This is a genomic window from Rahnella woolbedingensis, from assembly GCF_003602095.1.
Taxonomy (GTDB): domain Bacteria; phylum Pseudomonadota; class Gammaproteobacteria; order Enterobacterales; family Enterobacteriaceae; genus Rahnella; species Rahnella woolbedingensis.
The window spans coordinates 1-12,045 of record NZ_RAHH01000038.1 but is presented as its reverse complement, the minus strand read 5'-3'; the positions used below and the strand labels follow the sequence as shown (position 1 = coordinate 12,045).

The 12,045-nt window shown below is 54.0% G+C and carries 10 protein-coding genes; 6 read left to right on the top strand and 4 right to left on the bottom strand.

The window, feature by feature from the left end:
* Together fhuD and fhuB are read left to right on the top strand one after the other, a co-directional pair.
* The gene (gene fhuD, locus D6C13_RS22760) at positions 1-924 is read left to right on the top strand and encodes a Fe(3+)-hydroxamate ABC transporter substrate-binding protein FhuD (protein ID WP_120134951.1); all 924 of its coding nucleotides are present in this window, start codon (positions 1-3) and stop codon (positions 922-924) included.
* Complete coding sequence (fhuB, locus tag D6C13_RS22755) at positions 921-2,909, top strand: Fe(3+)-hydroxamate ABC transporter permease FhuB (protein ID WP_120134950.1); 1,989 nt, start codon at positions 921-923, stop codon at positions 2,907-2,909. The genes fhuD and fhuB overlap by 4 nt, the downstream gene beginning before the upstream one ends.
* Positions 2,910-3,012: 103 nt before the next feature.
* Here the strand turns inward: fhuB and hemL are convergent, their stop codons facing one another.
* Positions 3,013-4,293 (bottom strand): glutamate-1-semialdehyde 2,1-aminomutase, encoded by a 1,281-nt coding sequence (hemL, locus tag D6C13_RS22750; protein WP_120134949.1) that lies wholly within the window; start codon positions 4,291-4,293, stop codon positions 3,013-3,015.
* Between the two features lie 184 nt (positions 4,294-4,477).
* Between hemL and clcA the strand changes: the two genes are divergently transcribed.
* Positions 4,478-5,941, top strand: a complete 1,464-nt coding sequence (gene clcA, locus D6C13_RS22745) for a H(+)/Cl(-) exchange transporter ClcA (protein WP_120134948.1) — start codon at positions 4,478-4,480, stop codon at positions 5,939-5,941.
* A gap of 103 nt (positions 5,942-6,044) precedes the next feature.
* On the top strand, positions 6,045-6,389 hold the full coding sequence (gene erpA / locus D6C13_RS22740) for an iron-sulfur cluster insertion protein ErpA (protein WP_147243261.1): 345 nt from the start codon (positions 6,045-6,047) through the stop codon (positions 6,387-6,389).
* A gap of 96 nt (positions 6,390-6,485) precedes the next feature.
* On the opposite strand, the gene D6C13_RS22735 is transcribed toward erpA, so the two are convergent.
* From D6C13_RS22735 to mtnN, 3 genes are all read right to left on the bottom strand, one after another.
* Complete coding sequence (locus D6C13_RS22735) at positions 6,486-6,731, bottom strand: hypothetical protein (RefSeq protein ID WP_120134947.1); 246 nt, start codon at positions 6,729-6,731, stop codon at positions 6,486-6,488.
* Between the two features lie 326 nt (positions 6,732-7,057).
* Positions 7,058-7,849: a vitamin B12 ABC transporter substrate-binding protein BtuF gene (gene btuF / locus D6C13_RS22730; RefSeq protein WP_120134946.1), complete on the bottom strand. Its 792-nt coding sequence runs from the start codon at positions 7,847-7,849 to the stop codon at positions 7,058-7,060.
* A gap of 20 nt (positions 7,850-7,869) precedes the next feature.
* Positions 7,870-8,574, bottom strand: coding sequence for a 5'-methylthioadenosine/S-adenosylhomocysteine nucleosidase (mtnN, locus tag D6C13_RS22725; RefSeq protein WP_120134945.1), 705 nt, complete (start codon positions 8,572-8,574; stop codon positions 7,870-7,872).
* 183 nt (positions 8,575-8,757) lie between these two features.
* Between mtnN and dgt the strand changes: the two genes are divergently transcribed.
* Together dgt and degP are read left to right on the top strand one after the other, a co-directional pair.
* Positions 8,758-10,272 carry a dGTPase gene (gene dgt, locus D6C13_RS22720; RefSeq protein ID WP_120134944.1) on the top strand — a complete coding sequence of 505 codons (1,515 nt, stop codon included), beginning with the start codon at positions 8,758-8,760 and terminating at the stop codon, positions 10,270-10,272.
* 206 nt (positions 10,273-10,478) lie between these two features.
* Positions 10,479-11,930, top strand: a complete 1,452-nt coding sequence (gene degP, locus D6C13_RS22715) for a serine endoprotease DegP (protein ID WP_120134943.1) — start codon at positions 10,479-10,481, stop codon at positions 11,928-11,930.
* Positions 11,931-12,045: the final 115 nt, after the last annotated feature.

Here is a 12,045-nt window from a genome sequence, read left to right as displayed (position 1 = left end):
ATGTCTGATATTTCAAATTTTTCCGCAATAACCCGTCGTCGCATTTTGCAGATGATAGCGCTCTCCCCGTTGCTGACCTCCTTGCCTGCGCTGTCAGCGAGCCGCCCCGATCTCAGCCGTATTATTGCCCTGGAATGGCTTCCCGCTGAACTTCTGATAGCCCTCGGCGTAATGCCGCTGGCGGTTGCGGATATCCGTAATTACAACATTTGGGTAGGGGAACCGCCGCTGGCGCCGGGCGTGATTGACGTCGGTCAGCGCACCGAACCCAATATGGAACTTATCCAGCAGCTCAAACCTTCTCTGGTACTGGTGACTAAGGGCTATGGCCCCGCAACCAGCCAGCTGGAAAACATTGCGCCGGTGCTGAGCGTAAAAGCCAATGACGGCTCTGCAAAGCCCTTAGATCTGGCGATCAGTTCTCTGCATAAACTGGCGGATACGCTGGGTTTACAGGATCGCGCAGAAAAGCATTTACAGCTTTATCGGGACACCTTAGCCCAAACCCGCGAACAGCTGAAGCCGGTGGCACAGCAGCCGTTGTTGCTGATTACTTTTATCGATCCGCGCCATGTTCTGGTCTTTGGTCAGGGCAGCATGCTGCATGAAGTCATGAATAATGTCGGGCTGACCAACGCCTGGCAGGGTGAGGGCAGTTTCTGGGGTAGCGTTTCCGTCGGTGTTGAACGGCTGGCGGGCATCAAAAATGCCCGTGTGCTGTGTTTCGACCATGACAGCGCCAGCATCATGAACGTCGTTGAAAAAACGCCTCTGTGGAAATCGATGCCTTTCGTGCGTGCGAATCAGTTCACCGTCATTCCTGCGGTCTGGTACTACGGTGCAACGTTCAGCGCAATGCACTTTTGCAATATTTTAACTGACAAGTGCAATATTTTAACCAGCACACTGAGGAAACCGGTATGAACCGCCGTTCGCTCAGCATGTCGCTGACGCTTCTGATTATTATGGCGCTGGCTGCGGGCGCGCTCAGTATTTACAACCTGCATCAGCAATTGCCTTACGCGCAATGGCGCGGCGCACTGTGGCAGCCGGACATCGACAATGTGCAGCAGATGCTTTTCCATTACAGCTCGCTGCCGCGCATCGCCGTGGCATTGCTGGCCGGTGCAGGGCTCGGGCTGGTCGGTTTGCTGTTCCAGCAGGTATTACGCAACCCGCTGGCAGAACCTGCGACGCTCGGCGTTTCGGCTGGCGCACAACTCGGGCTGACGGTCGCGACGTTGTGGGCGCTGCCGGGCGGGATGATCACCCAGCAGTTTGCTGCGATGACTGGCGCAGTGGTGATTGGCGCACTGGTATTCGGTATCGCCTGGGGCAAACGCATGTCACCGGTCACGCTGATCCTGGCGGGTCTGGTGCTCGGTTTGTATTGCGGTGCGGTCAACGGCCTGATCGGCATCTTCAATTATCAGAGCCTGCAAAGCCTGTATATGTGGAGCAGCGGTTCGCTGACGCAACAGGACTGGGATGTCGCCAGCTTCCTGTTGCCGCGTGTGGTTATTGTCTGGCTGCTGGCGTTTCTGTTGCAGCGTCCGATGACGCTTCTCGGGCTTGACGACGGCATCGCAAAAAATCTCGGCCTCGGGCTTTCTGCGGCACGTCTGGCGGTGCTGACGCTGGCCATTCTGATGAGTGCGCAACTGGTTAACGCAGTCGGTATCGTCGGCTTTATCGGTCTGTTCGCCCCGCTTCTGGCGAAAATGCTCGGCGCGCGACGTTTGCCATCACGTCTGATTATGGCGCCGCTGATTGGTGCTTTGTTGCTGTGGTTCACCGATCAGGTGATGCAGTACATCACCACGTTCTGGATGGAAATTCCGACCGGGGCCGCAACCGCGCTGGTCGGTGCTCCGCTGCTGCTGTGGCTGTTGCCGCGTCTTCGCAACAACATGACGCCGCCGCCGATGGATCAGGGGGATAACGTACCGGCTGAGCGTCACCACCTGGTACGCTGGGTTGCTCTGGCGCTGGCGGTATTGTTTGTGGGTCTGGTTATCGCACTGATGGCAGGGCGTAACGCCACAGGCTGGAGCTGGTCTATGGGGGCGGATTTACAGGCGCTGCTGCCGTGGCGTTTGCCCCGCGTGCTGGCGGCACTGGCGGCGGGCATCATGCTGGCATCTTCCGGTGTGCTGATCCAGAAACTCACCGGAAACGCGATGGCGAGCCCGGAAGTACTGGGGATTAGCTCGGGCGCGGCGACCGGCGTGGTAGTGATGATGTTTATCGTGCCGGGCGATGCTTTTGCGTGGCTGTTACCGGCGGGCAGTCTCGGGGCGGCGCTGACGTTGCTGGTGATTATGATGGCATCGGGCCTGCGCAGTTTCTCTGCCGAACGTATGTTGCTGACCGGTATCGCGCTGAGTACTGCATTCACCACGCTGATGGCATTGCTGCTGGCGAGTGGTGATCCGCGTATGGGGGGGTTGCTGACCTGGCTTTCCGGTTCTACTTATTCAGTTTCTGCCGAAGCGGCATGGCGTACGTTGATTATTGCGGCTGTGCTGATGGTGATTGTACCGTTCTGCCGTCGCTGGATTAATATTTTGCCGCTGGGCAGCGTGACGGCGAAATCGGTAGGTATTGCACTGACGCCGACCCGCATGGCGATTTTATTGCTGGCGGCGGTGATGACGGCTGCCGCGACGCTGACCATCGGGCCGCTGAGCTTTGTCGGGCTGATGGCACCGCATATGGCGCGTATGATGGGCTTTCGTCGTGCGGTTCCGCAGTGGATGGTCGCCAGTATTCTCGGCGGTTTACTGATGGTCTTTGCCGACTGGTGCGGCCGGATGATTATCTTTCCGAACCAGATACCGGCGGGTTTGCTCGCGACATTTATCGGTGCGCCGTACTTTATCTATCTGCTGAGAAAACAGGCGAAGTAGAAAATTTTAGAGAATAACAAAGGGAGATGTTGAGAACAGATCTTTCTTTGGAAGTGGCCTTAGCTCCTCCCCTGCGCAGGGGAGGAGCCGACTTGACAGGATCTTAAAGCTTAGCGAAACAGCGGCGAGCAGCGTCGATGGTGCGCTGGATGTCTTCCTGCGTATGGGCCAGAGACATAAAGCCGGCTTCAAACGCGGAAGGGGCCAGATAAATGCCTTCTTCCAGCATCAGATGGAAGAACTTCTTAAAGCGCTCAACGTCGCACTTCATCACGTCCTGATAACAGGTTACGGTTTCGGCATCGGTGAAGAACAGGCCGAACATGCCGCCGACGTGGTTCACCACGAACGGAATATTTTCTTGCTGCGCCGCATCCAGCAAACCTTCGGCCAGCTGCGTAGTGCGCTCGGTCAGAGTCTGATGCACGCCCGGTTGTGCCACTTGTGTCAGACAGGCGATACCGGCTGCCATCGCAATCGGGTTACCGGAAAGGGTTCCCGCCTGATAGACAGGACCGGTCGGTGCCAGTGCTTCCATCACGTCGCGACGACCGCCAAACGCGCCCACCGGCATACCGCCGCCGATGATTTTGCCCAGACAGGTCAGATCAGGCATCACATCGTAATACTCCTGAGCACCGCCCAGCGCGACGCGAAAACCAGTCATCACTTCGTCGATAATCAGCAGCGCGCCAAACTCGTCACAAATCTTGCGCAGACCTGGCAGGAACTCCGGCAGTGGCGGCACACAGTTCATGTTGCCCGCGACCGGCTCAACGATGATACAGGCGATATCATCAGGGAATTCTTCGAACGCGGCACGCACTGAATCCAGACAGTTATACGTACAGGTCAGCGTGTGTTTGGCGAAATCAGCCGGAACACCTGGAGAGTTGGGCTGGCCGAGGGTCAGCGCACCGGAACCGGCTTTCACCAGCAGGCAGTCGGCGTGACCGTGATAGCAGCCCTCGAATTTGACGATTTTATCGCGATGCGTGAAGCCACGCGCCAGACGAATGGCGCTCATGGTCGCTTCGGTACCGGAGTTCACCATGCGCACCATGTCCATACTTGGCACCAGACCGGTGACCAGTTCGGCCATTTTGACTTCCATTTCAGTCGGCGCACCGAAGCTCAGACCACGCTCTGCGGCTTCAATCACCGCACTGCGGATTTCGGCGTTGTTGTGGCCAAGCACCATCGGACCCCATGAACCGACATAGTCGATATAGGCTTTGCCATCGGCATCAAAAAGGAAAGCGCCGTCAGCGCGCGCGATGAATAATGGCACGCCGCCAACGCCGGAGAAGGCACGTACCGGCGAGTTAACACCGCCCGGGATTAGCGCTTGCGCCTGCGTGAACAGACTTTCAGACTTACTCATTATTCAACTCCTGAAATTACTGGGTTCTGGGTAAAGAAATTTTGATGCGCCCATTCTAGTGAACTGAGCGGCGATATAAAACCGTAAACCGTGATGCATTTTGTTGTAGATCCTGTCAGGCAGGCAATTTGTATGATTAAATCCATCAATCTTCTATAACCATGCCTGTACTTCCCTTTCCGTTATGAATGAATCTGAGACTGAGAATTTAGAGAGCGTGCACGTCCGCGGCCCTCGCAAACGTAGTGAAGCGCTGCGCCTTTTGCTGCGTCGGGATAAAACACCTGTCACGATTTTGATCATGGCCGCGCTGGTAGGCACCGTCGCCGGTTTGCTTGGCGTTGCTTTTGAGAAAGCGGTGAATCTGGTGATGGCGCTGCGTCTGTCGGGCATTGGGGTTTTCAGTGACTACTGGATCCTGCTGTGGCCGCTGACCTTTGTTATCTCGGCGGTGATGGCGATGTTCGGTTATTACCTGGTGCGTAAATTCGCGCCGGAAGCGGGCGGTTCGGGGATCCCGGAAATTGAAGGGGCGCTGGAAGAGTTACGTCCTGTTCGCTGGTGGCGGGTGATCCCGGTGAAATTTTTTGGCGGTCTGGGCACGCTTGGCGCGGGCATGGTGCTGGGCAGGGAAGGGCCGACCGTACAGATGGGCGCCAATGTCGGGAAGATGATGTACGATATTTTCCGGCTGCGCAGTGCAGAAGCGCGCCATTCGCTGCTGGCGACCGGTGCGGCTGCCGGGCTTTCTGCGGCGTTCAACGCCCCGCTGGCGGGTATTCTGTTTATCCTCGAAGAGATGCGTCTGCAATTTCGTTACAGCCTGATTTCGATAAAAGCGGTGTTTATTGGCGTGATTATGTCGAGCATCGTTTTCCGTATTTTTAACGGCGACGGCGCAGTGATTGAAGTGGGCAAGCTTGCCAGCGCACCGCTTAATACACTGTGGTTGTATCTGGTGCTGGGGATGGTTTTTGGCGTGGTCGGCGTAACGTTTAACGCCCTGATTTTCCGTACGCAGGACATGTTTGCCCGCGTTCATGGCGGTAATCTGCGTAACATTCTGATTATCGGCGGGATGCTGGGTGGCTTTTGTGGCCTGCTCGGGTTGATTCACCAGGAAGCGACGGGTGGCGGTTTTGCGCTGATCCCGCTGGCAGCGGCAGGAAAATACAGCCTGATGATGTTGCTGGCGATTTTTCTTGTCCGCGTGGTCACCACGCTTTTATGCTTTGCTTCCGGCGCGCCGGGTGGAATTTTCGCCCCGATGCTGGCGCTGGGCACGCTGCTGGGCACGGCATTTGGTACCGCCGCGCTGACGTGGTTCCCGCAGTACGGGATCCAGCCCGCTACTTTTGCGATAGCCGGAATGGGGGCGCTGTTTGCCGCCAGTGTTCGGGCGCCGCTCACCGGTATTGTGCTGGTTCTCGAAATGACCGATAACTATCAGCTTATTTTACCGATGATCATCACCTGCCTTGGCGCCACCTTACTGGCACAGTTTTTAGGCGGTAAGCCCTTGTATTCCGCGATCCTCACCCGCACTTTGCAGAAGCAGGAACGTGAAAATGCAGAGAAAGCGCAGACAGAACCCGACGCAGAAGGCACCAATAAGCAGGACAGCGCAGCAAAAAATCCCCATACTTGAACCCTACTTTCAGGTATTAGATAATGAGTACATTATTCAGACAGTCAATCCGGCGGCCTGAACAAATGCGGATTGGGAGTGAGAGATTATGAGCGAAGCATTGATGAATGACACAGCCGCGTTGCCGTTACAGTTTACTGAGGCCGCGGCACGTAAGGTACAGAACCTTATTTCGGATGAAGAAAATCCAAATCTGAAGCTGCGTGTTTATATCACCGGCGGCGGTTGCAGCGGATTCCAGTATGGTTTTACCTTCGACGATAAAATTAACGACGGCGATATGACCATCGAGAAAGCCGGTGTGGCGCTGGTCGTTGACCCGATGAGCCTGCAATATCTGGTCGGTGGTTCAGTCGATTACACTGAAGGTCTGGAAGGTTCACGCTTTGTCGTGACCAACCCTAACGCAAAAACCACGTGTGGGTGCGGTTCTTCCTTCAGTATCTGATTACCCGTCTCAAAGAAAAAGCCCGTTTGCTGATGCAGACGGGCTTTTTTTATGATTAAACGCGGGCGGTCAGGTAAGTAAGCATTCACAAGGGGATTACCACTCCACCGTCACCAGCTTGGAATCCAGGCTGATCCCGGGCACCGCGGTGAGCATCATTTCGCTGATGTGCGGTTGCATCATCGTCCGGTTGGCGCAGGTGACGGACGTGCCGCTGTGCGCAGCATCAACTTTGCAGCTGGGCAAAATAGTCAGGCTGACATTGATGTCGCCACCCACCATGCCCGCGACGGCAAAAAGTGGACTCACAGCGAGTAACACGCTGAGTAATAGAGCTTTCATTCTTTTAATCCTGCTGGTGTAGAACAATATAAGTCAGCGTGGCTGAAAAGGTTATCGGTCTAATTTTTGCGGCCTTTAATCCGGATTTCTTATGATCTGGAAATAAGTCGCGTTTTTGTCGTCAGTTGTGCCAGTATTTTTATTATTTCATCTGTAATACAAAGAGATAATGTTAAAGCGGGGGTCAGGCAACGTTCGAAGAATTTTACGCCAGACATGTTACCAGATGACAGCACTCAATTATTGATTTTGGTTAATAAAAGAACAATTCAGAAAAAGGCGACAGAGAGGGAAGAGAATCCGCTGCACCTTATGTTAGTAAGCATTTACCGCAAAGGCAGCGCTGCCAGCTGCGGACAGAGCTGTTGTGCTGCCAGCAAAATACGCGGGCCTGCACGGCTGAACCAGTCCGGATCCAGCGCGATAACCTGCGCCCGGAGCAGAGAATGCCAGTAATCTTCAATGACCTGTTTTTGCGATTTTCCGCCAGAGATAACAATAACCTGTGGCTGGCGGGTTAAAACCTGCTCCCGGCTGACCTGAGGCCACGGGACACGGCTGTCGGCAAAAATGTTTTTTGCTCCGCAGGCTTCCAGCACTTCGCTTTGTAACGTGGTGGCGGCAGCCGTAAATAATGGCTGTGTGCCGAACTGGATAAACGCCAAAACCGGAGTCTGCCGGTGATATTTCAGCTTAAGTGCCTGCCATTGCTGGCGAAATGCCTTCGCGGCGTTTTGCGCGCTGGCGGGCGAAGGGCTGTAAGGCGCGAGTTGTTCCAGCGCTTGTGCTATCTGGTCTGCATTTTGCGGATCAAGATAAATCACTTTGATGCCAAGAGACGTCAGCTGGTCCAGAGGACGCTGAGGATTTCCGCCACGCCACGCGAGCACCAGATCGGGTTTCAGCGTCACAATGCGTTCGACGTTGATCCCCTGCCAGTTTGCTACCTGTTCCAGCTTGCTGGCCTGCGGCGGATAGTCGGAGTAAGCACTAACTCCGACTAAGCGTTCGCCGAGACCAGCTGCGTACGCCAGTTCTGTCAGATTGGGTGCCAGACTGACCACCCGTTGGGCTGGTGCTGCGGTGGCCGTCACAGGCAACCACAGGCAACTGAACATGAGACAAAACCGGCGAACTGTCACTCTTCTGAGGCTGCCAGTGCTTTCAGCATCGCATCGACCATCAGGGTAGATTGCTGTGCGGCAACCACCAGGAACTCTTCAAAGCTCAGGTGAGATCCCCCGTCGGCCACGTCAGAAATGGCACGAACGACAACGAACGGCGTTTCAAACAGGTGACAGACGTGACCGATGGCAGCCGCTTCCATTTCCACCGCAGCAACGTTCGGGAAAGTTGCGCGGATACGGGCCAGAGGCGCAGCACCATTAATAAAGGCATCGCCGCTGCACACCAGACCGCGGACAGCGTTTAAATTCAGTTCACGGATGCAGTTTTCAGCCAGAGTAATCAGCTCCGGATCGGCAGTGAAAGCGGCAGGGCAACCGGCCATCTGGCCGGGTTCATAGCCAAACGCGGTGACGTCCGCATCGTGATAACGCACTTCATCAGAAACCACGATATCGCCTACTTTCAGCGTCTTAGCCAGACCCCCCGCGGAACCGGTGTTGATCACCACATCAGGACGGCAATGTTCCAGCAGCAGCGTGGTGCCCATCGCCGCAGACACTTTACCGATGCCAGATTTAAGCAGCGCCACGTCCACGCCATGCAGCTGGCCGGTGTAGATTTCACAGCCCGCGCGTTCGATAGTCTGACGGTTGATGATTTTGTCGCGCAGCAGGGTCACTTCCTGCTCCATTGCACCGATAATGCCTACTTTCATATGAATACTCGCAGATGTGGTTGGAATAAGCCGCAGCTTGTGCGGAATTGACGGTTTAATCACGAAAACAATGTGCGATAGTCTATCATGGCTAAAGGTAAGAGATAATGCGTTTGGGATGCAGGATGATCAGGCTGCAAGCGTATCGGTTTGATGCGTGAGTTACTGAAAAGGTGAGAAATCATGTCCGGGATCGATTTTAAAGCGAAATTCAATTTTCAGCGTCCTTTCAGCGCCCCGATTGAGGCGCGTGATGCGTACGATGTGGTTCGCCAGTTTGAAAGCGATCGAGGGCGCATTATTAACTCCGCCGCCATCCGCCGTTTGCAGCAAAAAACGCAGGTTTTTCCGCTGGAGAAAAACGCCGCTGTCCGCAGCCGCCTGACACATTCTCTTGAAGTTCAGCAGGTTGGGCGTCATATCGCCAAAGAAGTGCTTCACCGTCTGCATCGCCAGGGGAAACTCGAGGCGTATGGTCTTGAAGATGTCACCGATCCTTTTGAAAGCGTGGTCGAAATGGCCTGCCTGATGCACGATATCGGCAATCCGCCGTTCGGACATTTTGGTGAATCGGCGATTAATAACTGGTTTGCCAAAAGGTTGGATACCGCCAGTTGTGGCGAAACGCCGCAGGAAACTGATTCCTGTCTGGTGGCGTGTTTACGCCTGGCCTCCGGCGAGGTTGAGCTGAACCGTCTGCGCAGTAAAATCCGCTATGACTTGTGTAATTTCGAAGGCAACGCACAGGCCATACGGCTGGTGTTTACCCTGCTGAAACTCAATCTGACCTACAGCCAGACCGCCTGCATTTTGAAATACACCCGCCCGGCGTATTCGATGACCAAACTGCCTTCGCATGATTACCTGATGAAAAAGCCGGGTTTTTATCTGGCAGAAGAGCCTTTTATTAAAGATTTGCGCAGTGAACTGAGTCTGGGCGAGTTCAGCCGTTTCCCGCTGACCTACATTATGGAGGCGGCGGATGATATTTCTTACTGTATTGCGGATCTCGAGGATGCGGTCGAGAAAAATATTTTCAGCGTCGACCAGCTCTATAATTACCTGTGCCGTGAATGGGGCGAGATAGAGAAGAACGACTTCTTCGACAAAGTGGTCCGCACCGCTCACGAGAAAATGGATAAAGCCAAAACGTTCCGTAATCCGGTCGATTACTTCTTTATGGAATTGCGTGTTCAGACCGTTAAGCAACTGGTCCCGCACGCTGCCCGCCGTTTCATTGATAACATCGAAGATATTTATCAGGGCACCTTTAACCATGCCCTGCTCGAAGATGAAAGCCAGGCTAACCGTTTGTTAGAGATTTATAAAAACGTGGCCTTCAAACAGGTGTTCAATCATCACGAAGTAGAAGAACTGGAATTGCAGGGCTACCGGGTGATCAGCGGATTACTCGATATTTACAGCCCGCTGCTGGATATGCCGCTTTCTGATTTTTCGCAGCTGGTTCATGAGGATACACACAGGCAATATCCTATAGAAACCCGTTTACTGCATAAGATTTCTGCCAAGCATCGGCTGGCCTACAACAATGCGGTGACGGCGCTGAAAGGATTACCGGTCGCGGAACATGCGGCGCAGGAGTTTTATTACCGGGCAAGAATGATCCAGGATTATATTAGCGGAATGACCGACCTGTACGCCTATGATGAATATCGCCGTTTAATGGCGGCGGAATAGTTCTCATTAAAAGGAAAGTATAAATGTCTTTAATTTTCTTTACGGAACTGTCTGAAAAAACGCCATTTGTAAATACTGACAATAATTTTTTACCATTGCCAGATCGACCATGATGAACTTCACGCTATTAATAACATCTCAGTATCACGACTACCAAGCAACGCGACTTTTTTGGTTGCCACAATAATTTTAAGAGATCCTGAAAAATGAAAAAAACAAGTTTATTCCTCAGCGCATTAGCGTTAAGCATCGGTATGGCGATGGCCCCGGTTTCATCTGCACTGGCTGCTGAAACAGCGTCTTCATCTACAAGCACCACACAACTGCCAAGTCTTGCCCCGATGCTTGAAAAAGTCATGCCATCCGTGGTGAGTGTGAACGTTGAAGGCAGCGCGCCGGTGAAAACACCGCGCATGGGCCAGCAGTTCCAGCAATTCTTTGGTCAGAACTCGCCGCTATGCCAGGACGGTTCTCCGTTCCAGGGGTCACCTGTTTGCCAGGGTGGCGGTCAGGGACCGGATGGTCAGCCTGCGCCTGAGCAGAAAGAAGATTTCCGCGCGCTGGGTTCCGGCGTCATTATTGATGCGGACAAAGGTTATGTCGTTACCAACAATCACGTGGTGGATAACGCGACCAAAATCAGCGTTCAGCTGAACGATGGCCGTAAATTCGACGCGAAAGTGATCGGTAAAGATCCGCGTTCAGACATCGCGGTTATCCAGTTGCAAAACGCGAAGAACCTGACGGCGATTAAAATGGCCGATTCCGAACAGCTGCGCGTCGGTGATTACACCGTGGCCATCGGTAACCCGTATGGTCTGGGCGAAACCGTGACTTCCGGTATCGTTTCTGCGCTGGGACGTTCCGGCCTGAATATCGAAAACTACGAAAACTTCATCCAGACGGATGCGGCAATTAACCGTGGTAACTCCGGTGGTGCGCTGGTGAACCTGAACGGCGAGCTGATCGGCCTCAATACTGCGATCCTGGCGCCGGACGGTGGCAACATCGGTATCGGTTTTGCGATCCCAAGTAACATGGTGAAAAACCTGTCCAAACAGATGATCGAGTTCGGTCAGGTGAAACGCGGCGAACTGGGCATCATGGGTACCGAGCTGAACTCTGAACTGGCGAAAGCCATGAAAGTGGACGCACAGCGCGGTGCATTCATCAGCCAGGTCATGCCGAAATCTGCAGCAGAGAAAGCGGGTATCAAAGCCGGTGACGTGATCCTGAGCATGAACGGTAAGCCAATCAGCAGCTTCGCCTCGTTCCGTGCTGATATTGGCACCATGCCAATCGGCACTAAAGTGACGCTGGGTCTGCTGCGTGAAGGTAAACCGGTGAACGTCGATGTCACCATTGAGCAAAGCACTCAGACGCCTAAAGTCGAATCCGGCAACATTTACACCGGTATCGAAGGCGCTGAACTGAGCAACGGTGCAGCAGGCGATCAGAAAGGCGTGAAAGTGGATGAAGTGAAAGCCGGTTCTACTGCGGCACGCATCGGCCTGAAAAAAGGCGACGTGATCCTGGGCGTGAACCAGCAGAAAGTCGCCAATCTGGGTGAGCTGCGTAAAATTCTCGACACCAAACCAAACGTTCTGGCGCTGGACATTCAGCGTGGTGACACCTCGATTTACCTGCTGGCACAGTAATCCGTCAGCACGGCTCCTCTGTAAGGCACGCTCCGGCGTAATGCTGGTCACTTAAGGTGACCAGCATTGTTTTTTAAAGGATATTTCGACCTTTTTTCTCTCACTTCCCTTGCAT

Excerpts from the sequence above, each read along its gene's own strand:
- degP (WP_120134943.1), top strand. The coding sequence starts at position 10,479 with ATGAAAAAAACAAGTTTATTCCTCAGCGCATTAGCGTTAAGCATCGGT.
- D6C13_RS22735 (WP_120134947.1), bottom strand. The coding sequence starts at position 6,731 with ATGAAAGCTCTATTACTCAGCGTGTTACTCGCTGTGAGTCCACTTTTT.
- mtnN (WP_120134945.1), bottom strand. The coding sequence starts at position 8,574 with ATGAAAGTAGGCATTATCGGTGCAATGGAGCAGGAAGTGACCCTGCTG.
- btuF (WP_120134946.1), bottom strand. The coding sequence starts at position 7,849 with ATGTTCAGTTGCCTGTGGTTGCCTGTGACGGCCACCGCAGCACCAGCC.
- erpA (WP_147243261.1), top strand. The coding sequence starts at position 6,045 with ATGAATGACACAGCCGCGTTGCCGTTACAGTTTACTGAGGCCGCGGCA.
- hemL (WP_120134949.1), bottom strand. The coding sequence starts at position 4,293 with ATGAGTAAGTCTGAAAGTCTGTTCACGCAGGCGCAAGCGCTAATCCCG.
- dgt (WP_120134944.1), top strand. The coding sequence starts at position 8,758 with ATGTCCGGGATCGATTTTAAAGCGAAATTCAATTTTCAGCGTCCTTTC.
- clcA (WP_120134948.1), top strand. The coding sequence starts at position 4,478 with ATGAATGAATCTGAGACTGAGAATTTAGAGAGCGTGCACGTCCGCGGC.
- fhuB (WP_120134950.1), top strand. The coding sequence starts at position 921 with ATGAACCGCCGTTCGCTCAGCATGTCGCTGACGCTTCTGATTATTATG.
- fhuD (WP_120134951.1), top strand. The coding sequence starts at position 1 with ATGTCTGATATTTCAAATTTTTCCGCAATAACCCGTCGTCGCATTTTG.